Below are 23,076 nucleotides of genomic sequence, written 5' to 3' on the forward strand. Positions count from 1 at the left end.
GCCGGTCAGGCAAATTGAGGTTCGGGTGAAATCAGGGTCTGCGACAGCTGCAGCGAGGCCAGCGCCGCCTGCAAGTCGGCTTCGAAGGCCTCGACGCCGGCCCCGATCAGGTTCAGCGGAATGCCCATCGCCCAGCCCGCGGCGACCGCGGCGAGCAGGCTCTCGAGGCTGACGCCGGCGTGCGTGGCGCGCCAGATCGTCAGCCGGCCGAGTCCGGGCAGGAAGGATTCGCTGCTGCCGGTGGCCAGCACCACGCGGTCCTGGCGCACCAGCACCGTCTTGCCGCCGGCATCGCGGTGCTTGGCCAGCGCCTCGGCCTGCGGATCGGCGGCGTAGAGGATCACGTCGCCATCGCACAAGGGGGCCAGGCCGGCCACCCGCGGGTCGCCGGCGTTCAGCACGGCCGTGCCTTCGGGAAGCACGACATCGACCTGGGTGCGCAGCACCTTGACCATCTGGTCGCTCTCGGTGATGTCGAATTCGCCTAGCGCCTCGGCACCTTCGAGGTCGGTCACGATGCCGACTTCACAGCGGTCATAGGCCAGGCCGTCGCGCAGGATGGTCTCGGCGCCGTTCTCGATCACCACCGCCTGCACGGCGCGGTTCACGAGCAGGCGATGGCCGGCTTCCCAGTGGGCGCTGTCGCGGGCATCGACCCGGCGCCGTTCGAGGAACAGTCCGTCGCGGCAGGCGAGGCCGGTGTGGCGGCCGCCGAGGCCGATCAGCCAGGCCACCAGGCGCGACAGCACCGCGTTGTCGCGCGAGCCGGCGACGCCGACCACGGGGATGCGGCCCGGCGCGTCATCGGGGAACAGGTGGTCGCAGATGGCGCGGCCGACCGGCCGGGGCGAGCCGACGGCCGGCTTCAGGTGCATCAGCAGGCCGGGGCCGGCATTGACTTCGACGATGGCGCCGCGCTGGGCCGCCAGCGGACGCGAGATGTCCTCGGCCACCAGGTCGACGCCGGCGATGTCCAGGCCCACCACGCGGGCCGCCAGCACGGCCGCGTGGGCGACCTCGGGATGCACCTGATCGGTGCAGTCGATCGCCATGTTGCCGTTGCGCTGGATCGTGACGATCCGGCCGGTGGCCGGCACCGAAGCGCCGACCAGATCCTGGCGCTTGAGTTCGAGCTGCAGCTTGGCGTCGGTCTCGAGGACGATCACGTCCAGCGGATATTCTTCCTCGGCGCCGCGGCGGGGATCGCTGTTGAGCTGGCTGTCGATCAGCTGGGCCACGCTCGAGCGGCCGTCGCCGGTGACGGTGATGATCTCGCCGCGCGCGGCAGCGACCACCTGGCCGCCGACCACCAGCAGGCGGTGCTCGGCGCCGCGGATGAAGCGCTCGACCATCACGTCGCTGCCTTCGGGCTCGGCGACCGCGAAGGCGGCCATGACCTCCTCGCGGGTGTGCAGTTCGAGCGAAACGCCGCGACCGTGGTTGGCGTCAGAGGGCTTGACCGCCACCGGCAGGCCGATGTCCTCGGCCGCTTCCCAGGCTTCCTCGGCGTTGGCCACCACCTGGCCTTCCGGCACCGGCACGCCGCAACTGGCGAGCAGCGACTTGGTGAGCTCCTTGTCGCTGGCGATCGATTCGCCGATGGCGCTGGTGTAGTCGGTCTCGGCGGTCCAGATGCGCTGCTGGTTGGCGCCATAGCCCAGTTGCACCAGGTTGCCGCTGTTGAGGCGCAGGTGCGGGATGCCGCGGTCGGTGGCGGCGCCGACGATGCAGGCGGTGCTCGGGCCGAGGTAGCAATCCTCGACCTTGGCCTTGACCGCATCGACCGCGCGCTGGACGTCGGCGGCGCCGAAAGGCAGGTCGTTGATCGCCGCCATCAGCAGCCGGTGGCCTTCGGCCAGCGCGACCCGGGCGACCTGCTCGTCGCGGGCCCGGAACACCATGCGGTAGACGCCGTGCTGCGAGGTGCTGCGGGTCTGGCCGAAGCCGGTCGGCATGCCGGCCAGGTTCAGCAGTTCGATGACCACGTGTTCCAGCACGTGGCCGGACCAGGTGCCTTCGGTCAGGCGCTGGATGAAGCCGCCGCGCTCGCCGACGCCGCAGTGGTGCTCGATCAGCGCTGGCAGCAGGGTGGTCAGGCGGTCGGTGAAGCCGGGAATCGTGTTCGACGGATGGTCCTCGAGCAGGCCCAGGTCGAGCCAGACTTCCAGCACGGGCCGGTAGGTCCAGAGGTTCGGACCGCGCAAATAGTTGATGCGCAGCAGTTGGATGTCGTCGAAACGGGTCATGAAAACGTTCGATGTGCTTTGGCCGAGCACGGATGCGCCTTCAAGCGCGCCCATGGCCATCGGTCAGAATCGGCGCGCGAAGAGCGCCATGAGGGGTCCGTCGGCGGGCCAGAGATACAGAAACACAATGCAACATCACGATCCAGTCGGAACCCCGGGGGGCGAAGGGGAGGCGGCTTCAGACGCTCTGAAAAGTCGGCTCTCAGTGGCGGAAAACGTTCTGGCGAGCCTCCCGGTTGACCTCGACGAAGACTTTCGATTCAAGCCCGGGCTGCTGGCCTTGACCGATCAGCGCCTGCTGGCGCGGGAGCCGGGCGGCCAATGGACCGAATGGCGGCTGCCGGCGCCGGGGCTGGAGATCCAGCTCAGCGACCACGCCGGCATCGGCACCCTCGACCTCATGGGGCCCGAGGGGCGGCTCGGGCGCTGGCGATTCACGCTGGCCCAGCAGCCGGCGGCCTTGCGGCTGCAGAAACTCTTCGACACCCGGATCGCAGGTGTCGCGCAGGCGACAGCAGCCGGCGCCGAATCCGACGACGCGCCCTTCGTCGAGGCCGAACTGCAGGCGCCGCCCTCGACCTGGGTGCTGCTGCGCCTCGGCCGTTTCGCCAAGCCCTACCGCAAGCAGCTGATCGCCGGTTTCCTGCTGACCCTGGCATCGACCGCCGCGACCCTGGTGCCGCCCTACCTGACCATCCCGCTGATGGACGACATCCTGATCCCGTTCCAGAACGGGCAGCAGATCGCGGTCGCCAAGGTCGTGATGTTCCTCGCCGCGCTGCTGGCGGCGGCCCTGGTCGGCTGGGCGCTGGGCTGGGCCCGCACCTACCTGCTGGCGCTGGTCTCCGAGCGCATCGGCGCCGACCTGCGCACCACCACTTACGAACACTTGCTGACCTTGCCGCTCGATTACTTCGGCGGCAAGCGCACCGGCGACCTGATGGCGCGCATCGGTTCCGAGACCGACCGCATCAACGTCTTCCTGTCGCTGCACGCGCTCGACTTCCTGACCGACGTGCTGATGATCACCATGACCGCGGTGATCCTGTTCTCGATCAATCCGCTGCTGGCGGTGGTCACGCTGGTGCCGCTGCCCTTCATCGCCTGGATGATCCACGTGGTGCGCGATCGCCTGCGCACCGGCTTCGAGAAGATCGACCGGGTCTGGAGCGAGGTCACCAACGTGCTGGCCGACACCATTCCCGGCATCCGGGTGGTCAAGGCCTTCGCGCAGGAGCAGCGCGAGGCGAAGCGCTTCCATGCCGCCAATGCCTACAACCTGCAGGTCAACGACAAGCTCAACAAGACCTGGTCGCTGTTCACGCCCAGCGTGTCGCTGCTGACCGAGATCGGCCTGCTGGTGGTCTGGGGCTTCGGCATCTGGCAGGTGGCGCGCGGGCGCATCACGGTCGGCGTGCTGACCGCGTTCATCGCCTACATCGGGCGCTTCTACACGCGGCTCGACTCGATGAGCCGGATCGTCTCGGTGACGCAGAAGGCCGCTGCGGGCGCCAAGCGCATCTTCGACATCCTCGACCACGTGAGCAACGTGCCCGAGCCGGCCAACCCGGTCAAGGTCGAGCGCGTGCAGGGCCGCATCGAGATGGCCGATGTCGGCTTCCGCTACGGCAGCCGGGCGGTGATCCGCGACCTCGACCTGGTGATCGAGCCGGGCGAGATGATCGGCCTGGTGGGCCACAGCGGCTCCGGCAAGAGCACGCTGGTGAACCTGATCTGCCGCTTCTACGACGTCACGGACGGCGCCATCAAGGTCGACGGCTGCGACATCCGCCGCTTCGCGGTGGCCGACTACCGGCGCCATGTCGGGCTGGTGCTGCAGGAGCCGTTCCTCTTCTTCGGCACCATCGCGCAGAACATCGCCTACGGCAAGCCCGATGCAACGCGCGAAGAGATCGTGGCCGCGGCCCGGGCCGCCCATGCGCACGACTTCATCCTGCGCCTGCCGCACGGCTATGACTCGCTGGTGGGCGAGCGCGGCCAGGGGCTGTCGGGCGGCGAGCGCCAGCGCATCAGCATCGCGCGCGCGCTCCTGATCGACCCGCGCATCCTGATCCTCGACGAGGCCACGTCCGCGGTCGACACCGAGACCGAGAAGGAAATCCAGAAGGCGCTCGACAACCTGGTGCAGGGACGCACCACGATCGCGATCGCGCACCGGCTGTCGACCTTGCGCAAGGCCGACCGGCTGGTGGTGATGGACCGCGGCGAGATCGTCGAAGTCGGGCCGCACGACGCGCTGATGGAGAAGCAGGGCGCCTACTGGCGGCTCTACCAGGCGCAGCTGCGGCAGGCCGACGACGAGAGCGCGGGTGCGCTGGCCGAACGCACCTCGGTGGCCCTGGCGCTGGGCAGCCATGCGGCACATCCGGCGGGGGACGCATGATGGAATTCGAGATCGAACGCGATGCCTTCGGCCGCCTGGTGCTGATCGACGGCGAGGGCCTGCGCCATGTCGGCGTGCTGCCGGTGCGCGCCTTTCCGCTCAGCGCGCCCGACGACGGACTGTCGCTGGTCGGCAGCGACGGGCGCGAACTGCTGTGGGTGGACCGGGTCGATGCCTTGCCCGAGTCCTGGCGTGCGCTGCTGGCGCACGAGCTCGCGGCGCGCGACTTCGCGCCGACGCTGCTGAAGCTGCACAAGGTGTCGAGCTTCGGCGTGCCGAGCACCTGGAGCGTTGCCACCGACCGCGGCGAGACCAGCTTCGTGCTGAAGGCCGAGGAAGACATCCGCCGGCTCGAAGGCGGCGCGCTGCTGATCGCCAGCGCGCACGGGGTGCAGTTCCGCATCCCGGACGTGAAGTCGCTGGACCGTGGGTCGCGCAAGCTGCTGGAGCGCTTCCTGTAGGGGCATCGCTGGGCCGCCGGGGAGGTGCATCAAATAGAATGAAGTGCATCAAACCCATGAAAGTGCATCAGCCATGCGCACCACAGTCACTCTGGAAGACGACGCCTTCGAAGTGGCCCAGGCCTATGCGCAGGCGCGCGCGCTGAAGCTCGGGCAAGCCATCTCCGAGCTGATCCGGCGCGGCGGCGGCGAGCGCCTGCCGGTGCGCAAGAAGGCGGGGGTCTGGGTGTTCGAGCTGCCGCCCGATGCGCCGCGCGTCACCAGCCGGCAGGTCAGGGACCTGCTGGAAGACGCGCCTTGAGCTGGCTGCTGGACGCCAATGCGCTGATCGCATTGGGCTGGCCGGCGCATGAACACCACGAGCGCATGCTTCGCTGGTTCGGCCGCCATGCGCGCGAGGGCTGGGCCACCAGCGCGCTGACACAGGCCGCTTTCGTGCGCGTGATCTCCCAGCCGGCGTTCTCGGGCCAGGCCCTCTCGATCGGCGAGATCGCCGAAGTGCTGCTGCGCAATACCGCGCATCCCAAGCATCGCTTCCTGGCGCTGGATTTCGGCATCGAGCAGGTGCTGGGCAGCTGCACCGGCGGCCTGCGCGGGCATCGGCAGATCACGGATGCCTGGCTGTTGACGCTGGCGATGCGCCACGGCGCCAGGCTGCTCACTTTCGACGGCGGCATCGCGCAGCTGCTCGCCACCGCCGCCGAAAGGCAGCGCCACATCAGGATTCCGGACTGAACATCATGCACACCACCGCCCTCGTCCTCTTCTCCGGTGGCCAGGACTCCACCACCTGCCTGGCCGATGCGCTGGCGAAATACGAGCGGGTCGAAACCATCGGCTTCGACTACGGCCAGCGCCACCGGGTCGAGCTCGACGCCCGGCTCACGGTGCTGGCACGCCTGCGCGAGCGCTTCCCGCACTGGGCGCCGCGCCTGGGCGACGACCACCTGCTCGCGCTCGACGTGCTGGGCCAGGTCAGCGCCTCTTCGCTGACACAGGACATCGCCTTCGAGATGCAGGCCAACGGCCTGCCCAACACCTTCGTGCCGGGCCGCAACCTGCTGTTCCTGACCCTGGCCGGCGCGCTGGCCTACCGGCGCGGCCTCGAGGTGATCGTCACCGGCGTCTGCGAGACCGATTTCTCGGGCTATCCCGATTGCCGCGACGACACGATGAAAGCCATGCAGGTCGCGCTCACGCTCGGCATGGACCGGCGTTTCGTGATCGAGACGCCGCTGATGTGGATCGACAAGGCGGCCACCTGGGCCATGGCGCATCGGCTGGGCGGCGACGCGCTGCTCGAGCTGATCGCGGAAGACACCCACACCTGCTACCTGGGGGACCGCTCGCAGCGCCATGACTGGGGCTACGGCTGCGGCAACTGCCCGGCCTGCGAACTGCGCGCCCGGGGTTGGGAGCGCTACGTCGCCTCGACCTTGTAGCGCGCGCCGCTGCCTTCGGGCTGCGGCACCAGTGTCCAGCGGCGCTGGTGGTGGTCGCCGACGGAGGCCCGGTGCGCGATCGACACCATCGCGCCGCCCGCGGCCTGGACCATCGCGGCGAGGCGCTTGTAGAGCTTGGCCTCGCTGTCGGCATCGAGCGCACTCGTTGCTTCATCGGCGAACAGCCAGGCGGGCTTGCGCAGCAGCACGCGGGCGATCGCCAGGCGCTGCTGCTCGCCGCCCGAGAGCTTCTGGCTCCAGGCATCGCGGTCGTCGAGCCGGCCGGCCAGGTCGGGCAGCAGGGCGTCGTCGAGGGCCTGCCTCAGCTGCGCGTCCGTGAAGTTCGCGGCCGGCTGCGGATAGGCCAGTGCATCGCGCAGCCGGCCGTCCGGCACGTAGGGCCGCTGCGGAATGAACATCGTGTTGTCGGGCATCGAGACCCGGCCCTTGGCAAACGGCCAGATGCCGGCGAAGGCCCGGAACAGGGTCGACTTGCCGCTGCCCGAGGGGCCTTGCAGCATCACGGTGTCGCCGGGGCTGACGGCCAGGGCAGCGCCTTCGATCAGGCGTGCGCCGTCGGGCAGGGTGACGCCGAAGCCGTCGGCGCGCAGCCCCGCGTCGTTGTCGGCGGGCGCGCGTTCGAGTGCGCTGGTCGCGCCGGCATTGGCCCGCATCGCGGCCTCGAAAGTGCTCAGCCGGTCGGCCGTGGCGCGCCAGACGGCCACGCGGTCGTAGTTGTCGACGAACCAGCTCAGCGAATCCTGCACCCGGCCGAAGGCCGAGTTGACCTGCATCAGCTGGCCGAGCTGGATCGCGCCGCTGAAGAAGCGCGGCGCCTGCACGATGAAGGCGAAGATCACCGAGGCTTGACCGAACGAGGCCGTGAAGGCGACCAGGTTCTTCTGCTTCTTGATCAGCTGCAGGTAGTTCTTGAGCACGGCGCCGAAGCGCAGCTCGAGCTGGCCGTGTTCGACCTTCTCGCCGCGGTCGAGCGCGATCGCCTCGCTGTATTCGCGCACCCGCACCAGGTGGTGGCGGAAGTCGGCTTCATAGCGCTGCTGCTGGAAGTTGAGGCCGATCAGCGGTCGCCCGATGTAGTGGGTGATGACGGTGCCGGCGGCGCAGTAGAGCAGAGCGATCCAGACCATCGAGCCGGGCACCGAGAAGCTGTGGCCGAAGAGCGAGAAGTCCGCCACGCCGCTCAGGCCCCAGAGGATGCCGATGAAGCTCACCAGCGTGACCACCGCGTTGAGCAGCCCCATCGACAGCGTCATCGTGTAGTCGGTGAAGATCTGCATGTCTTCCTGGATCCGCTGGTCGGGGTTGTCCGGCGTCTGGCCGTCGTGCTGGCCGTAGCGTGCCAGCTCGAGCCGGTAGAAGGTGCGGTCGGCCATCCAGCGCTGCAGGTAGCTGCGCGTCATCCAGGCGCGCCAGCGCAGCTGCAGCAGCTGGGTCAGGTAGAACTTGAGGATCGCGATCACGATGTAGCCGGCTGCGATCCAGCAGAAGAAGGCGATCTCCTTCCAGAAGACCGCCTGGTCCTTGTTCTGCAGCGCGTCGTAGAAGCGCGCGTACCACTGGTTGTTGAGCACCAGCATGTAGACCACGCCGAGGTTGAGCGCCACGATCGCCGCCAGCAGGCCGCGGGCCTTCCATTTCTCCTCGGAGTTGAAATAGGGCGCCGCCAGCCCGCCGATGCGGCGCAGGGTGGTCAGCATGCTCTTGGAACCGGTGCTTGCAGTCATGGCGTGGGAGTGGGTTCGCGCCTGGGGGCGGCGCGTTGCTTTCATCCTAAACCCAGGCGGCCGCGCTTTCCTTAAGCGGCGCTGAAAGCCGGGGCCGGCTGACAAACGCCTGTCACATGCACTGCCGATGATCTCGGGGTTCTGAATCTCCCCGTATCGCTTTAGGAAACCTCATGTTGCGTCGCACCCTCCAAACTCTTCTGCCTGCGGTCCTGCTGGGGCTCGGCGCCGCTGCCGTCGCCCAGGGCCGCACCGAGCTGCTGGTCTACACCGCGCTCGAGGCCGACCAGGTGCAGGCCTACAAGGCGGCCTTCGAGAAGGACAACCCCGGCATCGAGCTGAAGTTCGTGCGCGACTCCACCGGCATCGTCACCGCCAAGCTGCTGGCCGAGAAAGCCAACCCGCAAGCCGACGTGGTCTGGGGCCTGGCTGCCACCTCGCTGATGCTGCTCGACAAGGAAGGCATGCTGCAGCCCTACGCGCCCAAGGGCCTCGAAGCCATCAAGCCGACCATGCGCGACAGCGCCAACCCGCCCAAGTGGGTCGGCATGGACGTCTGGTCGTCGGCGATCTGCTTCAACACCGTCGAGGCGCAGAAGAAGAGCCTGCCCAAGCCGGACAGCTGGTCCGACCTGACGAACCCGGTCTACAAGGGCCAGATCACGATGCCGAACCCGGCCGCCTCGGGCACCGGCTACCTCATGGTGTCGGGCTGGATCCAGATGATGGGTGAAGACAAGGCGTGGAAGTACATGGACGCGCTGCACCAGAACATCGGCATCTACAGCCAGTCCGGCAGCAAGCCCTGCCGCCAGGCCGGTGCCGGCGAGTTCGCGCTCGGCATGTCCTTCGAATACCGCGCCAACAAGACCAAGCGCGACGGCGCACCGATCGACATCGTGCTGCCGAAGGAAGGGCTGGGCTGGGACATGGAGGCCACCGGCGTCATGAAGACGACCAGGAAGCCGGAGGCCGCCAAGGCGCTGGCCGACTGGGCCGTCACGAAGCAGGCCAACGAGCTCTACGCGAAGAACTTCGCCGTGCTGGCGCTGCCGGGCATCCAGGAGAAGCTGGAGTTCGTGCCGGGCGACGTCGAGAAGCTGCTGGCCAAGAACGACTTCGACTGGGCCGCTGCCAACCGTGATCGCATCCTGGCCGAATGGTCGAAGCGCTACGAATCGAAGTCCGAGAAGAAGGCGCCGCCGCAGTAAGCCTCGCGCATGACTTCGTACCTTTCCCTGCGCGGCATCGGCAAGTCCTTCGGTGCCAGCCGCGTGCTCGAAGGCGTCGACCTCGATGTCGAGCCCGGCGAGTTCGTCTGCCTGCTCGGGCCCTCGGGCTGCGGCAAGACCACGCTGCTGCGCATCGTCTGCGGCATCGAGCGCGCAGACCGCGGCCAGCTGCTGCTCAACGGCCAGGACATCGCGGGCCTGCCGCCGGCGGCGCGCGGCTTCGGCGTGGTGTTCCAGTCCTATGCCCTGTTCCCCAATCTCACGGCGGCGCAGAACATCGCCTACGGCTTGCACCCCACCGGTGCGCTGGCCCGCGAGATGGCCAAGCGCTCGCGCGAGATGCTCGACCTGGTCGGTCTCGCCGCCCATGCCGACAAGTACCCGGTGCAGCTTTCGGGCGGCCAGCAGCAGCGCGTGGCGCTGGCCCGTGCGCTGGCGCCCAACCCGCGGCTGCTGCTGCTCGACGAGCCGCTGTCCGCGCTCGACGCCCAGGTGCGCGCCAGCCTGCGCGGCGAGATCCGCGCGCTGCAGAAGCGCCTGGGCATCGTCACGATCATGGTCACGCACGACCAGGAGGAGGCGCTGTCGATGGCCGACCGCGTGGTGCTGATGCACGACGGCCGCATCGAACAGGCCGGCACGCCCGGCGAGCTCTACCACCGGCCGCGCACGCGCTTCGTCGCCGGCTTCGTCGGCCGCATGAACATGCTGCCCGCCACCGTGCTGGCGGGCGATCGTGTGCGGGTGCGCGACAGCGAGCTGCATTGCGCTTCCGGCGCGCTGCAGGTGGGCGCGCAAGCCACCGTGGGCATCCGGCCCGAGCAGGTGGTGGTGCGGCGCTTCGGCGATGGCGGGGGCGCCAACAGCTTCGCCGCCCGCCTGCTCGACACCGAGTTCCTCGGCCACCGCACTGCGGCGCGACTCGCCTGCGAGCCGCTGGGCATCGAGATCGAGGCCGAGCTGCCGGCCGACCATCGGGTCGGCGAGATGCTGGTGCCCAGCAGCATGGTGCACATCGAGCTGCCGCAGCACGCGCTGTCGGTGCTGTCCCATTGAGGGGCGTGGACCGCGAGCGCTGGCTGACCGGTGCCGGCATCGGGCTCGCGCTCGCGACCCTGCTCGTGATCGTCGCGCTGCCGGTGGCCGCGCTGGTCGGGCAGAGCTTCTTCGACCGCAGCGCGGGCTTCGTGGGCCTGGCCAACTTCGCCCGCTACGTGGACAACCCGGCGCTGGTGCAGTCGGCCTTCAACAGCGTCTGGCTGGCGGCGCTGAGCGCGCTGATCTGTACCGCCATTGCCTACGTCTATGCCTACGGCCTCACGCTTTCGTGCATGCGCGGCAAGGGTCTCCTGCGCGCGGTCGCGCTGCTGCCGCTGCTGGCGCCCTCGCTGCTGCCGGCGATCAGCCTGATCTACCTGTTCGGCAACCAGGGCATCTTCAAGGACTGGCTCGGCGGCGTGTCGATCTACGGGCCGCTGGGCATCGTGCTCGGCTCGGTCTTCTGGACCCTGCCGCATGCCCTGCTGATCCTCACCACCGCGATGGCGACTTCGGACGGCCGCCTGTACGAGGCAGCCCAGACGCTCGGCGCCTCGCGCTGGCGCATCTTCCGCACCGTGACGCTGCCGGCATCGCGCTACGGATTGATCGTGGCCTGCATGGTGGTCTTCGTGCTGGTCATCACCGACTTCGGCGTGCCCAAGGTGGTGGGCGGACAGACCGGCGTGCTGGCCACCGACATCTACAAGCAGGTGGTCGGCCAGCAGAACTTCCAGATGGGCGCGGTGGTCGGCTTCGTGCTGCTGATCCCGGCGGTGCTGTCGTTCGCGGTCGAGCGGCGAGTGCGGCGGCGCCAGGCGGCCGCGATGTCGGCGCGCGCCACGCCGCACCGGCCCGAGCCCGTCGCGCTGCGCGACCGGGTGCTGTTCGGCGTCTGCCTGCTGATCGCCGCGGCCATCCTGGTGATGATCGGGATGGCGGTGTTCGCATCGCTCGCCACCTACTGGCCCTACAAGCTCGCGCCGTCGCTGAAGAACTACGACTTCAGCAACATGGATGGCGGCGGCTGGGGCAGCTACCTCAACTCCCTGAAGCTCGGCCTGGGCGCGGCGGCGGTCGGCGCGGCCGCCACCTTCCTCTCGGCCTACCTGGTCGAGAAGCCGCGCCACTTCGGCCTCATGCGCGAGGCGCTCAACCTGCTGGCCAACCTGCCGCTCGCGGTGCCGGGCCTGGTGCTGGGCGTGGGCTACATCTTCTTCTTCAACTCTCCGTCCAATCCGCTGCGCGGACTCTATGGCGGGATGGCGATCCTGGTCATCTGCACCGTGGCGCACTTCTTCTCGGTGGCGCATCTCACTTCGCTGACCGCGCTGCGCCAGCTCGACCGCGAGTACGAACTGGTGGCCGAGTCGATGGGGGTGCCCTTCTGGCGCACGCTGTGGCGCGTGCACCTGCCGGTGGCGCTGCCCACGGTGCTGCAGGTCGGCGGCTACTTCTTCGTCAACGCGATGACCACCGTCTCGGCGGTGGTGTTCCTGTATTCGCCGCAGACCACGCTGGCCGCGATCGCGGTGCTCAACATGGACGATGCCGGCGACGTCGCGCCGGCGGCGGCGATGGCCTCGCTGATCATGCTCACGGCAGCGATCGGCCGCGGGCTGTTCGCGCTCGCCGGGCGTGCCGTGCTGGCGCGGACCCAGGGCTGGCGCAGCCGGTGACTGGCCCCCACGCTCCTCACTTCGTGTGTCGCTGCCCCCCGAGGGGGCCGCAGGCCGCCTTGGGAGCGGCCCGGCGCCGGCCTGGCCCCCACGCTCCTCGCTTCTGGCTCAGCGCGGATTGCTGATGCCGCTGGCCACGTGCCCCGAGGGCACATGGCGCGCCGCCGCATCGACGTGGCCGGTCTGGTCGTCGAAGAAGAAGTCGGGCTCGAACTCGCGCAGGAACTCGCCCTTGGGCAGGCCGCCGAGGAACATCGCCTCGTCGACCTTGATGTTCCAGTTCATCAGCGTGCGGATCGCGCGCTCGTGGGCCGGCGCGCTGCGCGCCGTGACCAGCGCCGTGCGAATGCGCATCTCGGGGCTGCCGGCCTGCTGCAGCCGGTGCAGCGCCGCCAGCAGCGGCTTGAAGGGGCCTTCGGGCAGCGGCAGCTCGGCCTTGGAGGACTCGTGCAACTGGAAGGCGTCCAGGCCCTCGGCCTGGAACACGCGCTCGGCCTCGTCGCTGAACAGCACCGCATCGCCGTCGAAGGCGATGCGCACCTCGTTGGGGTAGGCGTCGCTCGCCCGCACCGACTCGACCAGCACGCGGGCTGCGGGAAAGCCCGCCACCAGCGCCTCGCGCACGTCCTCGGCATTGACCGACAGGAACAGGTGGGCGCGCAGCGGCCGTAGGTAGCCGAAGGGCGGCCGGCCCTGCGTGAACACGCCGCGCTGCAGCGAGATGCCGTTGGCCACGCCCGAGCGGAACACGCGCATGCCCGACACCGGATCGTTGCGCGACAGGATCACGACCTCGACCCGCTGCTGGCCGCCTTCGTTGAAGCGCAGCAGCTTCTGCACCAGCGAATAGGCGATGCCCGGCTGGGCCGGCACGTCGAGCCGTTCGAGCTGCAGCTTCATGTAGCCTGCGTCGTCGCCGGATTCGAAGATGCGGTTCTCTTCCTCGAGGTTGAACAGGGCGCGCGAAGAGATCGCCACCACCAGTTTGTCGTCGAGGGAGGCCGCCATGGCTACTTCACGAATTGATTCAGTTGAATGATCGGCATCAGCACCGCCAGCACGATCAGCATCACGACCCCGCCCATCGCCACGATCAGCAGCGGCTCGAGGATGGTGGCCAGGTGCATCGCGCGGCGCTGCACTTCGGCGCCCAGCTGGTTGGCGGCGCGCTGCAGCATCAGCGGCAGCGTGCCGGTCTGCTCGCCGAGGCGCGCGAACATCGACACGATGCCCGGGAAGCGCTTCTTCTGTGCCAGCGCCGAGGCCAGCGGTGCGCCTTCGCGCACCAGCACCAGGGCGTCGAGCGCATCGGCGCGCATCGCGGTGTTGCTGAGCGTCTCGGAGGCGGCCTGCAGCGCGCGCAGGATCGGCACGCCCGCGGTGGCCAGCATCGCCAGCGTGCTGGCGAAGCGCGCCGCGTTGTAGCCGCGTGCCAGCTTGCCGACCAGCGGCAGGTTGAGCCAGGCGGCATCGAAGCGCTCGCGGATGGCCGCGCGTGCGAGTGCCATCCGGGCGCCGATGAAGGCGACGACCACCAGGATCAGCATCAGCCAGCCGTAGTTGCGAACGAAGGCGCTCAGCGCCAGCATCGCGACCGTGAGGATCGGCAGCGCACGCTTGGTGCCGGCGAAGACGTTGGCCACCTGCGGCACCACGTAGCTGACCAGGAAGACCACGATCACGATCGCCACCAAGGTCACGATCGCCGGGTAGAGGGCGGCGCCGACCAGCTTCTGCTGCAGCGCCTGGCGCTGCTCGAGATCGTCGGCCAGGCGCTCCAGCACCAGGCCCAGGTTGCCGCTCTGCTCGCCGGCGCCGATCACGGCGACGTAGATCGGCGAGAACTCGCGCGGGTGCTGCGACAGCGCACGGCCGAAGGGGGCGCCGGCATTGACTTCGGCGCGCAGCGAGGCGACCAGGTTGCGCTGGGCCACGGTCTCGGCCTCGTCGGTCAGCGCGGTGAGCGCCCGTTCGAGCGACAGGCCGGAGGACACCAGGCCGGCGATCTGCCGCGTCCAGACCGCCAGCGTGGTCGAGTTGAAGATGCGGCCGCCGCCGAACAGGCGGCGCCAGTTGGCGGTTTCCGGCACCCCGCTCTCGACGCTGCCGACCACCGTCACCGACAGCGGGATCAGCGCCTGCGCCCGCAGCATGCCGCGCGCGCTGCGCGCGGTGTCGGCCTCGAGCACGCCCTTGCGCGCCACGCCCTGGGCGTCGATCGCTTCGAAGGAATAGGCGGGCATCGGGTGTCAGTCGCGGGTCACGCGCAGCAATTCGGCGCGCGAGCTGATACCGGCCTGGACCAGCCGCTCGCCGTCCTCGCGCATCGAGCGCAGGCCGCCGCGCTCGGCCGCCACGAAGAGCTGGCTCTCCGGCGCCCGGTTGTGGATCAGCGACTGCACGGTCTCGTCGGCCACCAGCAGCTCGAAGATGCCGGTGCGGCCCTGGTAGCCGGTGTGGCCGCAGGCCTCGCAGCCCACCGGCTGGGCCTCGTGGCCGGCGGCCGGTGCACACACCGGGCACAGCTTGCGCACCAGCCGCTGGGCCAGCACGCCGAGCAGCGAGGAGCTCAGCAGGAAGGGCTCCACGCCCATGTCGGTCAGGCGCGTCACGGCGCTGACCGAATCGTTGGTGTGCAGCGTGGCCAGCACCAGGTGGCCGGTGAGCGAGGCCTGGATCGCGATCTGCGCGGTCTCGAAGTCGCGGATCTCGCCGATCATGATCACGTCCGGGTCCTGTCGCAGGATCGCGCGCAGCGCCTTGGCGAAGGTCAGGTCGATCTTGGCGTTGACCTGGGTCTGGCCGACGCCCGGCAGCTCGTACTCGATCGGGTCCTCGACCGTCATGATGTTGCTGCTGCTGGCGTCCAGCCGGCTCAGCGCGGCGTACAGCGTGGTGGTCTTGCCCGAGCCGGTCGGGCCAGTGACCAGGATGATCCCGTGCGGCTGGCCGATCAGCTGCTCGAAGCGGGCCAGGGTGTCGCCCTGCATGCCCACCGATTCGAGCGTGAGCTTGCTTTCCGACTTGTCGAGCAGGCGCAGCACGGCGCGTTCGCCATGCGCCGAGGGCAGGGTCGAGACCCGGACGTCGACCGCGCGGGTGCCGATGCGCAAGGAGATGCGGCCGTCCTGCGGCAGGCGTTTCTCGGCGATGTCGAGGTCGGCCATGATCTTCAGGCGCGAGATCAGCGCCGCGTGCAGCGCGCGATTGGGCTGCACCACCTCGCGCAGCGTGCCGTCGATGCGAAAACGCACCGACGAGGTCCGCTCGTAGGGCTCGATGTGGATGTCGCTGGCGCCGTCGCGCGCGGCCTGCGTGAGCAGGGCGTTGAGCATGCGGATGATCGGCGCGTCGCCGGCCGATTCGAGCAAGTCCTCGACCGCGGGCAGCTCCTGCATCATGCGCGAGAGATCGGCATCGCCCTGCACCTCGCTGACCACCGCGGCGGCGTTCGATTCGCCCTTGGCGTAGGCGGCGCTGATGCGCTGCGCGAGCTGGTCGGGCGCCAGCGGCTCGAAGGTCTTCACCGGGTACTTGCGCAGCACCTCGCCGAGGGCGCTGCGCGGCGGCACCTTCGGCATCCAGAGCGTGAGGCTGCCGTCGTCGCCTTCTTCCAGCAGCAGCTGCTGGCCGCGTGCGAAGGCATAGGGAAGGGGATAGCGCACGGCGTTCAGTCGCTACGGCAGTTCGCGCCGGGTCGACGGATCCGCCGTCGGCGGCAATGCGCCCTTCATCGCCGACGGCGCAAGCCGCTGGACCGGTGGCGTTGGCGGTGGAATCAGCGAGGTGCCCTGCAGCTGCGGCGTGCGCTCTTCGGTCCTGCTCTGGGCCGGGGGGAGCGGCTGCGGCGGCCGCTCCGGGATGACCGGCGCTTCGTTCACGCCGTTCAGCATCAGGTTGTCGGCGGGCTGCAGCCGCTGCTGCAGGGACCGCATGGTGTCGTAGCGTTCGTTGGAGACACGGGCGGTCGTGGCCGCGTCGCGCATCACGACCGGGCGCAGGAACATCATCAAGTTCACCTTTTCCCGCTTTCGGCTTTCGCTCCTGAAGAGAGCGCCCAGGATCGGGATGTCGCCGACCAGCGGGACCTTGTCGACGTTGTCGCTGTAGTTGTCCGACAGCAGCCCGCCGAGCATCACCAGCCCACCGTCCTCGACCAGCACGCTGGATTCGATCGCGCGCTTGTTGGTCGTCGGGCCGTTGGCGGCGTTTTCGGTGCCGGCCTGGACCGTGGAGGTCTCCTGGAACACGACCATCTTCACGGTGCCGTTGTCGTTGATCTGCGGCCGCACGCGAAGCGTCAGGCCCACGTCCTTGCGCTCGATCGTCGTGAACGGGTTCTGACCGCCGCCGGCCCCGGGGTTGGAGAACGAGCCGGTCACGAAGGGGACGTTCTGGCCGATCACGATCTTGGCTTCCTCGTTGTCGAGGGTCAGGAGATTGGGCGTCGACAGCAGGTTGGCGTCACCGTCGCTGCCGAAGAAGTTGGCGATCGCGCTCAACACCTGGACGCCGTTGATCGTGCTCTGGGCGCCGGCGTTGAGGCCGCGTCCGAGCGTGGTCAGGGCAGCCGGCGTATTTGAAATCAGCGCGGCGCTCAGTGCGAGGATGCTCGGACCGGCCAGGCTGGAGTTGGTGCCGATGGCGCCATTGTTGCCAAGCGCCGTCTGCCACTGGATACCGAATTGCGCCGCCTTGGTGGTGGTGGCTTCGACGATCAGCGCCTCGATCATGACCTGCGCGCGCCGGCCGTCGAGCTTGTCGATGACCGCGCGAATCTGCCGGTACTGGGGCTCGGAGGCCGTGATGATGAGTGAGTTGGTCGAGGGGTCGGCCTGGATCTGGCCGCCGGTCGACGGCTGGTTCGCGTTGTTGACCGGCGTCGTCGCCGCGGTGCTCGTACCGGCGGCCTGCTGGTTGGCGCCCAGCTGAGCAGCCGCTTGCTGAACTCCGCTCTGGGCCACACCGCTTGCGGCGCCGGTGGCCGAGCCGCCGCGCGCTTCGGCCGAGATCGCCGCGCGCAGGGTGGCAGCCAGCCTCACGGCGTCGGCGTTCTTGAGGTAGACCACATAGACATTGCCGGCCGCGCCGTTGCCGGTGTCGATCGCCGGGCGGTCGAGCTTGTCGATCAGCGTGCGCACCAGCTGGGCGCGCGCCGGATTGGCCGCCCGCATGATGATCGCGTTGCCGCGTGGCTCGGCCATCAGCGTCGTGCGGAACGAGGCGTCGGCCTGGCCCGGCGCCGCGGCCCCGGGCGTCGTGCTGCCGCCTTCGATCAGCCGCTGCACCAGCGGCACCATGTCGGTCGCCACCGAGTACCTCAGCTGGATCACCTCGATGTCGGAGGCGTTCGGCACGTCGAGGGCGGCCACGATGCGGGCCAGCCGGCGCATGTTCTCGGCGTAGTCGGTGATCACCAGCGAGTTGTTGCCGGGGTTCACGTTGATCGTGTTGTTGGGCGCGATCAGCGGCCGCAGCACCGGCAGCAGGTTGTTGGCCGACTCGTAGTTGAGCTTGAAGATCTGGGTGACGATCTGGTTGCCGCTGAGGCTCGAGGTGGTCGGCGTCGAGGTGGTGACGGTGCTGGTCTGCAGCTTGGCGTCGGCCTCGGGCACCACCTTGTAGAGCCCTTCGGACTGCACGACCGCGAAGCCCTGCAGCCGCAGCGCGGCGGCGAACTGGTTGAAGGCCGCGGCCGGTTCGATCGGGCGGTCGGTCTGCAGCGTGATCGTGCCCTTGACGCGCGGGTCGACCACCACGTCGCGGCCCGTTACCACCGCCATCGTCCGCGCCACCGATTCGATCTCGGCGTTGCTGAAGTTCAGGGTGATCGGCTCTCCGCGCCGCAGCGCGTCCTGCGCGAAGGCGGAAGGAATGCAGGCCGCGATCAGCATCTGCGCCGCGAGCGCGATCGTGCCGATGCGGATGCCGGAGGAAGACGTTGGCTTCTTCATGGTCAACCCAGTGTGATGAGCGAGCGCGCGCCTTCGCGTCGCCCGATGATGTTCAACAAGTTCGAGAGTGCGTCTTCGCGTCCAGGCGCGGCGCTGGCTTCGCCGTCGAAGCGCATGGCCGTTCCGTTCCAGCGTCCGCTGCCGTTCAGCTGCAATGCGCCTTCGCGCGTGGTCACGAGCAGCGAAGGCACCGGTCCACCCTCGAGCGCGATGCGGTAGCTGCCCATCGGCTTCAAGGTCGACAGGCTGGAGGAGATGTCGGTGGCATCGAGCGTGGCGCGCCCGGCGATCGTCAGCTTGGGGCCGTTCCAGCGAATCGACAGGGCCTGCATCGACAGTTCGAGCACACCCTCGAGCTTGAGCGTGTTCCAGGGCGCGCCGAAGCCGGCCAGCATTGCCGCCGGCCAGCGGGACTGGCCGTCGCGCCATTCGAGTTCGAGGCCGTCGGTGCGGGGGCGGCCCTTGAATTCCAGCGGTTTCGTTGCGCAGCAGGGCATGTCGAGCACGGCAGTGATGCCGTCCCAGCGCGGCCGCAGGGTCCAGCCGAGCTGTCCTGGCAGCGAGATCGATTCCGCGCCGCCGGCACCGCTGGCGAACGCGACCCCGGCGCTGCCGTTCCAGACCGTGCCGCGCGCATTGACCAGCTGCAGATGGCCGTCGCTCCATTGCGCCAGGCCGGCCGCGAGCCAGCGCGCCGGTGCGAAGACGGCCAGCGCGAAGGCGACGCCGATGAGGGCGCCGAGCCATGCCCAGCGCCAGCCTGCGCGGGAGGCGGAGTGGGGAGTGGTGTCCGGAGTCGGCACGTGCTGCTCAGCGGGCCGGGAGGCCCATGACGAGCGTGCCGTCCCAGCGCACGCGGGTCGGTCCGGAGGCCGCAGCAGGGGCGGCGGCGGTCTGCTGCGCACTGCGCGTCAGATGCACCTCGCGCGGCACGGCGCGGGCATTGCTGCGCGCCTGCGTGAGCAGCTCGGCGAGGGCGTCGGCCGGCGCGCTGCGCACGGCGATCGTGACGTTCTCGCCGGCCCCGGCGCTCTGGAGCTGGGCATTCGGCCCGAGGTTCTGGCGCACCGTGGCTTCGAGCGCGCGCATCGCATCGTCGCGGTTGGCGCGCGGCTGCGACTGCAGGGCCCTGGCCTGGCTCTGCAGCGCGGTCATCTGCTGCAGCTGGGCGTCCAGGCGCGCGTGCTCGGCCGGTGCGGACGACAGCGTGCGCAGCGCCGGAGCCAGCGCCACCCACCAGGCGAGCGCCAGGGCGATCAGCACCGCCGCGGCAAGGATCATGCGTTGCTCGCGCGGCTCGAGTTCGGGCCACCAGGCCTGCCAGCGAGCTTCGAGGGATTCGAGCCATTTCATCGCGGGGCCTCCGCCTGCACCAGCAGCAGGTCGCCTTCGCTGCGCGCAGCGTAGCCGCGCGAGGACAGCGCGCTCTTCACGCTCGAGAACTCGGAGGCCGGCAGGCCGAGCCCGCGCAGCCGCAGCTGGCCGGCACTGAAGTCGATCGCCGTGGGAACGCGTCCGGGCGTCAGGCTGGCGGCCAGCGCGCCGAGCATGGGCTCGAGGTCGGAGGCCGCGACGCCTCCGGTGGCCTGCTGCAGGGCCGCGACTTCGCGCGCCATCTGCAGCGGGGCGTCGACCACCAGCTGCACCGAAGGGAAGGTCTGGGTCAGGAGCGCGCGCACCGCGCCTCTCTTGGCATCGAGCGCACTGCGCTCCTTCCAGGCCCAGGCGTTGAGGCCGACCAGCTGCGCCAGCACCAGCGCCAGCGCGCCCCAGCGCGCCGCCCGCCAGCGGGGTCCGTGCCACAGCTCGCGCGAGATCGCCGCCAGCTTCTTTCCGGCGCGGGCGCGGCCGGTCGATGCCAGGTCGAACTGCGCCAGATCCCAGGGCGAACGGCTGGCCTGCAGCCAGCGCGCGGCCGGCTTGATGATCGGCACGCGGCGCCCCAGCGCGCTTTCGGCCAGTTCGGCGACCGCCGGCTCCGCCAGCGCGGTGGTCTCGGGCGGCAGCGGACCGGCGAGCGCCAGTCCGGCGGCGTCGAGCGGCAGCAGGGCCACGCCCTCGGCGCCGCAGACCACGCACGAGGCCGTGGCCGGCTCGCCGATCGCGAACACCATCGGCGGCGCGCCGGCCGGCTGGGGAGAGAACTCCGGAATGATCCGGGTGATGCGGCGGCCCGCTCCTTCGAGCGCCTGCACGGCGCTGCGCAGCCAGATGCGGTTGCAGGCCGCCACCCACGCCGGCGCGTCGACCCGGGCACCGGGCTCGAGCGCGAAATGCAGCGATTCGGGATCGTCGAGCAGGCGGTCTTCCAGCAGGCCGTTGAGCACCGAGCGCAGCCGCGCGGCGCCGCTCATGCTGCCCTGGGGCAGCGTGACCTGGTGCCACGAGAGGGCGGCGACCGGCACCACCAGGATCACTTCGTCGCTGCTGGGCAGCAGGGCCGGTGCCGCGCTGCCCTGTGCGCGCAGCTTGCGCCCGTCGCTCGACCAGGCCGCCCAGCCGTACTCGGCGGCAGCCCCGCCGGAGGCGAGAGGAATGGTTACAAGCAGCAAGGCCATGGACAGCAGTAAAGGGTCACTATTGTAGGAGAGGGTGGCTTCTAGATGCTACAGATTTGATAGCATCTCATATAGATGCAACGGGCGTTGCGCTTATTTTTGACCCAATAGGGCCGAGCAGGGCTTCCGCATCAGGATCTGGGCGGCGGCAGCGTGGCGCCGGCGCCACGTTCTCGCCACACGATCCGGACGTCGCTGCCTTCGCGTCGCAGCAGGGTCTGTTCCTCGACCCAGGTCCGGTCGATGCGCAGCCGGGCGTGGACTTCGAAGTTGTTGCTGGACACGCCATGCTGGTCCGGCGTGAACTGCGGAGAGCTTTGCTGGACCAGCGCACTGGCATCCTCGAGCGACTTGAAGACGACGCGCGAGCGCGCCTCGACCAGCCGCTTGGCGCCCGCCAGGTCCAGCCCGGGCGCGCTGGCGAACAGGGCCTCGGCGCTGGCGGTGTTGAGGTTGAGCTTGGTGCCGGCCGGCAGCACCGTCACATAGGGCTCCAGCGCCGCCACGGTCGAGGGCGACAGGCCGAGCCAGACCAGCTGCGCGGTGCGCTGCGGAACCAGCGCGCCGGCGCTGCCGCCGCTGCTGCCGGCCTGGGCGCTCGAATCCATCGTGGTCTGGGCGGTCGCGCTGCCGCCGGTGGCGTCGGTCGTGGCCGCCGGGGTGCTGGTCGAGCTGCTGGTCGAGCTGCCGGTGCCGCTCGCCGTACCGGTGCCAGCCGTCGTTCCCGAGGTGCCGGCCGTCGCGCTGGCCGTGGCCGGCACGGCGCGCAGCAGGTTGGCGGTCAGCAGCGTCAGCTCCTCGCGCGGCAGCCGCAGCAGCTGGAACAGCTTGTCGAAGGCCGCCACCGCCTTGGGGGCCGCCTTGCCGCCGTCCACCAGGTTCATGACGTTGAGCTTCGACTGGGCATCGATGATGCGGCCCGACAGGAAGGCATCGGGCAGCCCTTCGAGGGCGTCGCTGGCGATGTTCTTGTCGGCCGCCAGGAAGGTGGTGAGCTTGGCTTCCTCGAGCGGCACCGCCCAGGGCTCGGCCAGGTGGTCGACGAGGGTTCCGCTGCCGGCGGTGCGGGCATCCTCGCGCAGGATCAGCCGCGACCAGTCGAGCGCGCCGATCAGCACCCATCCGGCCTGCGCCCGGGCCCGCTCGGCGGCCTCGATTTCGATCGAGCGCCATTGCTGCCAGAGCGCCGCCGCGGCGAAGGTCGCGACCAGCGTGACGGTCAGCATCGCCGTCAGCAGCGCGGCACCGTACTGGTTCGGCTTCCCGGCGGACCTCATGACTTCGGCACCGTCAAGCTCGGCCGCACCCAGTCGCGGGTGAGCAGGCCCGCGAGCGCCGGTCCCGGGGGCAGGCTCAGGACCAGGCGCACGCCGTCGGGCAGGGTGGAGGTGGTGCTGCCCAGCGCCGCGGCGCTCACGGCCGGCGTCCAGGCATCGTTGCGGAAATAGGCGATCTGCCAGCCATCGAGCGGAATCAGGTCGACGTCGGCCACGCCGGTGTTGCTGCTGCCGTCCGCCGCCCAGGCAGCGGCCTGCGCCCAGGCCTGCTGCCATTCGGCGCGGGTCGTGAAACCCGGTGATTGCCAGCGCCGCCAGTGCGCACCGCCGGTGGTCTGCGGGCGCAGCGTCCAGGCCACCACCAGGACCATCGGCGTGGCGCTGTCGGTGCTGCGGCGCGTGAGGCGCAGCACGCGCCCGTCCCAGTCGATGGCCGAGGTCTGCGGCAGTGCCACCATCGCGTCGAGGTCGGCACCCCACTGCGCCAGCGTGGTCTGGAGTGTCAGCACGGCGTCGCCGCGCTCCCGGTTCTGGGCCTGCGCGCGCCCCATGGCGTCGAGGCCGCGCCAGCTCATGAGCGCGAGCAGCGCCATGGCCGCGATCGCGACCATCAGCTCGATCAGCGTGAAACCGTGCGCCCTGCGTGCCATCAGTAGCGCCCCACCACGGTGGACAGGCGCAGCACCGGCGCCTCGGAGGCATCGCGCACCTGGACATCGACGCGGCGGAAGTTCGGATTCAAGGTCGACGTGGTCGAGACCGTCACGCCGAAGCTCTGGTTGGCTTGCGTGCAGATGACGCCGGCATCGCCCACCGGTGGCATCTGGCGGGCCAGCCTTGCCTTGATCAACTCGTTCTCGGCGCAGATCTGGGCCAGCATCACATCCGATTGGCGCTGCGCGTTGCGGGTCAGCGCCAGCGTGGCCTGGGTGCCGGCCATCAAGGCGATCGCGACGATGCCCAGGGCCACCAGCACCTCGATCAGGGTGAAGCCGCGCGCGGCCCTGCGTTTCATTCGGCAGCCTTCGCGCAGCAGCGCT

20 protein-coding genes are annotated in these 23,076 nt (G+C 69.7%); 8 read left to right on the forward strand and 12 right to left on the reverse strand.

The features are described 5' to 3' along the window. Positions 1-5: 5 nt before the first annotated feature. Positions 6-2,246 (reverse strand): cyanophycin synthetase, encoded by a 2,241-nt coding sequence (locus tag QTI45_RS09665; RefSeq protein ID WP_286654184.1) that lies wholly within the window; start codon positions 2,244-2,246, stop codon positions 6-8. A 127-nt stretch (positions 2,247-2,373) separates the two neighbouring features. On the opposite strand from QTI45_RS09665, the gene QTI45_RS09670 reads away from it, so the two are divergent. From QTI45_RS09670 to queC, 5 genes are all read left to right on the forward strand, one after another. Next, entirely contained in the window at positions 2,374-4,650 is a 2,277-nt protein-coding gene (locus QTI45_RS09670; RefSeq protein ID WP_286368998.1) for a cyanophycin metabolism-associated ABC transporter, read from the forward strand. Further along, positions 4,650-5,111 carry a cyanophycin metabolism-associated DUF1854 family protein gene (locus QTI45_RS09675; protein ID WP_286368999.1) on the forward strand — a complete coding sequence of 154 codons (462 nt, stop codon included), beginning with the start codon at positions 4,650-4,652 and terminating at the stop codon, positions 5,109-5,111. The genes QTI45_RS09670 and QTI45_RS09675 overlap by 1 nt, the downstream gene beginning before the upstream one ends. 73 nt (positions 5,112-5,184) lie before the next feature. After that, on the forward strand, positions 5,185-5,412 hold the full coding sequence (locus tag QTI45_RS09680) for a hypothetical protein (RefSeq protein ID WP_286369000.1): 228 nt from the start codon (positions 5,185-5,187) through the stop codon (positions 5,410-5,412). After that, on the forward strand, positions 5,409-5,846 hold the full coding sequence (locus QTI45_RS09685) for a TA system VapC family ribonuclease toxin (RefSeq protein WP_286654185.1): 438 nt from the start codon (positions 5,409-5,411) through the stop codon (positions 5,844-5,846). The genes QTI45_RS09680 and QTI45_RS09685 overlap by 4 nt, the downstream gene beginning before the upstream one ends. Before the next feature lie 5 nt (positions 5,847-5,851). Next, entirely contained in the window at positions 5,852-6,553 is a 702-nt protein-coding gene (queC, locus tag QTI45_RS09690; RefSeq protein WP_286654186.1) for a 7-cyano-7-deazaguanine synthase QueC, read from the forward strand. On the opposite strand, the gene QTI45_RS09695 is transcribed toward queC, so the two are convergent. Further along, entirely contained in the window at positions 6,532-8,298 is a 1,767-nt protein-coding gene (locus QTI45_RS09695; RefSeq protein WP_286369003.1) for an ABC transporter ATP-binding protein/permease, read from the reverse strand. The genes queC and QTI45_RS09695 overlap by 22 nt on opposite strands. A gap of 173 nt (positions 8,299-8,471) precedes the next feature. Between QTI45_RS09695 and QTI45_RS09700 the strand changes: the two genes are divergently transcribed. Genes QTI45_RS09700 through QTI45_RS09710 form a run of 3 tightly spaced genes read left to right on the forward strand, consistent with a single transcriptional unit; the run spans position 8,472 to position 12,247 of the window. Further along, the gene (locus tag QTI45_RS09700; RefSeq protein ID WP_286654187.1) at positions 8,472-9,509 is read left to right on the forward strand and encodes a putative 2-aminoethylphosphonate ABC transporter substrate-binding protein; all 1,038 of its coding nucleotides are present in this window, start codon (positions 8,472-8,474) and stop codon (positions 9,507-9,509) included. A gap of 9 nt (positions 9,510-9,518) precedes the next feature. Next, entirely contained in the window at positions 9,519-10,586 is a 1,068-nt protein-coding gene (locus QTI45_RS09705; RefSeq protein WP_286654188.1) for an ABC transporter ATP-binding protein, read from the forward strand. A gap of 5 nt (positions 10,587-10,591) precedes the next feature. Further along, complete coding sequence (locus tag QTI45_RS09710; RefSeq protein ID WP_286654189.1) at positions 10,592-12,247, forward strand: putative 2-aminoethylphosphonate ABC transporter permease subunit; 1,656 nt, start codon at positions 10,592-10,594, stop codon at positions 12,245-12,247. A 108-nt stretch (positions 12,248-12,355) separates the two neighbouring features. Here QTI45_RS09710 and QTI45_RS09715 read toward each other — a convergent pair whose 3' ends face one another. From QTI45_RS09715 to gspI, 10 genes are all read right to left on the reverse strand, one after another. Then, the gene (locus QTI45_RS09715) at positions 12,356-13,255 is read right to left on the reverse strand and encodes a 5'-nucleotidase (protein ID WP_286369007.1); all 900 of its coding nucleotides are present in this window, start codon (positions 13,253-13,255) and stop codon (positions 12,356-12,358) included. A 2-nt stretch (positions 13,256-13,257) separates the two neighbouring features. Further along, a complete protein-coding gene (gene gspF, locus QTI45_RS09720; protein WP_286369008.1) occupies positions 13,258-14,490 on the reverse strand; it encodes a type II secretion system inner membrane protein GspF in 1,233 nt (410 codons plus the stop codon). Positions 14,491-14,496: 6 nt separating this feature from the next. Next, the gene (gene gspE / locus QTI45_RS09725; protein ID WP_286654190.1) at positions 14,497-15,912 is read right to left on the reverse strand and encodes a type II secretion system ATPase GspE; all 1,416 of its coding nucleotides are present in this window, start codon (positions 15,910-15,912) and stop codon (positions 14,497-14,499) included. A 12-nt stretch (positions 15,913-15,924) separates the two neighbouring features. Then, the gene (gene gspD / locus QTI45_RS09730; protein ID WP_286654191.1) at positions 15,925-18,201 is read right to left on the reverse strand and encodes a type II secretion system secretin GspD; all 2,277 of its coding nucleotides are present in this window, start codon (positions 18,199-18,201) and stop codon (positions 15,925-15,927) included. A gap of 2 nt (positions 18,202-18,203) precedes the next feature. Continuing rightward, a complete protein-coding gene (gspN, locus tag QTI45_RS09735) occupies positions 18,204-19,004 on the reverse strand; it encodes a type II secretion system protein N (RefSeq protein WP_286654192.1) in 801 nt (266 codons plus the stop codon). Between the two features lie 7 nt (positions 19,005-19,011). Beyond that, complete coding sequence (locus QTI45_RS09740) at positions 19,012-19,554, reverse strand: type II secretion system protein M (RefSeq protein WP_286654193.1); 543 nt, start codon at positions 19,552-19,554, stop codon at positions 19,012-19,014. After that, entirely contained in the window at positions 19,551-20,759 is a 1,209-nt protein-coding gene (gene gspL / locus QTI45_RS09745; RefSeq protein ID WP_286654194.1) for a type II secretion system protein GspL, read from the reverse strand. Before gspL ends, QTI45_RS09740 begins: the two co-directional genes overlap by 4 nt. A gap of 131 nt (positions 20,760-20,890) precedes the next feature. After that, on the reverse strand, positions 20,891-22,036 hold the full coding sequence (gene gspK, locus QTI45_RS09750) for a type II secretion system minor pseudopilin GspK (protein ID WP_286654195.1): 1,146 nt from the start codon (positions 22,034-22,036) through the stop codon (positions 20,891-20,893). After that, entirely contained in the window at positions 22,033-22,686 is a 654-nt protein-coding gene (locus tag QTI45_RS09755; protein WP_286654196.1) for a PulJ/GspJ family protein, read from the reverse strand. Before QTI45_RS09755 ends, gspK begins: the two co-directional genes overlap by 4 nt. Further along, positions 22,686-23,051 (reverse strand): type II secretion system minor pseudopilin GspI, encoded by a 366-nt coding sequence (gene gspI, locus QTI45_RS09760; RefSeq protein WP_286654197.1) that lies wholly within the window; start codon positions 23,049-23,051, stop codon positions 22,686-22,688. Before gspI ends, QTI45_RS09755 begins: the two co-directional genes overlap by 1 nt. Between the last annotated feature and the right edge of the window lie 25 nt (positions 23,052-23,076).

The sequence above is a fragment of the Variovorax saccharolyticus genome, from assembly GCF_030316765.1.
Taxonomy (GTDB): Bacteria; Pseudomonadota; Gammaproteobacteria; order Burkholderiales; family Burkholderiaceae_C; genus Variovorax; species Variovorax saccharolyticus.

Bases quoted from the DNA above. Each gene is read 5' to 3' on its own strand.
- QTI45_RS09665 (WP_286654184.1), bottom strand. From the start codon at position 2,246: ATGACCCGTTTCGACGACATCCAACTGCTGCGCATCAACTATTTGCGC.
- QTI45_RS09670 (WP_286368998.1), top strand. From the start codon at position 2,374: ATGCAACATCACGATCCAGTCGGAACCCCGGGGGGCGAAGGGGAGGCG.
- QTI45_RS09675 (WP_286368999.1), top strand. From the start codon at position 4,650: ATGGAATTCGAGATCGAACGCGATGCCTTCGGCCGCCTGGTGCTGATC.
- QTI45_RS09680 (WP_286369000.1), top strand. From the start codon at position 5,185: ATGCGCACCACAGTCACTCTGGAAGACGACGCCTTCGAAGTGGCCCAG.
- queC (WP_286654186.1), top strand. From the start codon at position 5,852: ATGCACACCACCGCCCTCGTCCTCTTCTCCGGTGGCCAGGACTCCACC.
- QTI45_RS09695 (WP_286369003.1), bottom strand. From the start codon at position 8,298: ATGACTGCAAGCACCGGTTCCAAGAGCATGCTGACCACCCTGCGCCGC.
- QTI45_RS09700 (WP_286654187.1), top strand. From the start codon at position 8,472: ATGTTGCGTCGCACCCTCCAAACTCTTCTGCCTGCGGTCCTGCTGGGG.
- QTI45_RS09705 (WP_286654188.1), top strand. From the start codon at position 9,519: ATGACTTCGTACCTTTCCCTGCGCGGCATCGGCAAGTCCTTCGGTGCC.
- QTI45_RS09715 (WP_286369007.1), bottom strand. From the start codon at position 13,255: ATGGCGGCCTCCCTCGACGACAAACTGGTGGTGGCGATCTCTTCGCGC.
- gspF (WP_286369008.1), bottom strand. From the start codon at position 14,490: ATGCCCGCCTATTCCTTCGAAGCGATCGACGCCCAGGGCGTGGCGCGC.
- gspD (WP_286654191.1), bottom strand. From the start codon at position 18,201: ATGAAGAAGCCAACGTCTTCCTCCGGCATCCGCATCGGCACGATCGCG.
- QTI45_RS09740 (WP_286654193.1), bottom strand. From the start codon at position 19,554: ATGAAATGGCTCGAATCCCTCGAAGCTCGCTGGCAGGCCTGGTGGCCC.
- gspL (WP_286654194.1), bottom strand. From the start codon at position 20,759: ATGGCCTTGCTGCTTGTAACCATTCCTCTCGCCTCCGGCGGGGCTGCC.
- gspK (WP_286654195.1), bottom strand. From the start codon at position 22,036: ATGAGGTCCGCCGGGAAGCCGAACCAGTACGGTGCCGCGCTGCTGACG.
- QTI45_RS09755 (WP_286654196.1), bottom strand. From the start codon at position 22,686: ATGGCACGCAGGGCGCACGGTTTCACGCTGATCGAGCTGATGGTCGCG.
- gspI (WP_286654197.1), bottom strand. From the start codon at position 23,051: ATGAAACGCAGGGCCGCGCGCGGCTTCACCCTGATCGAGGTGCTGGTG.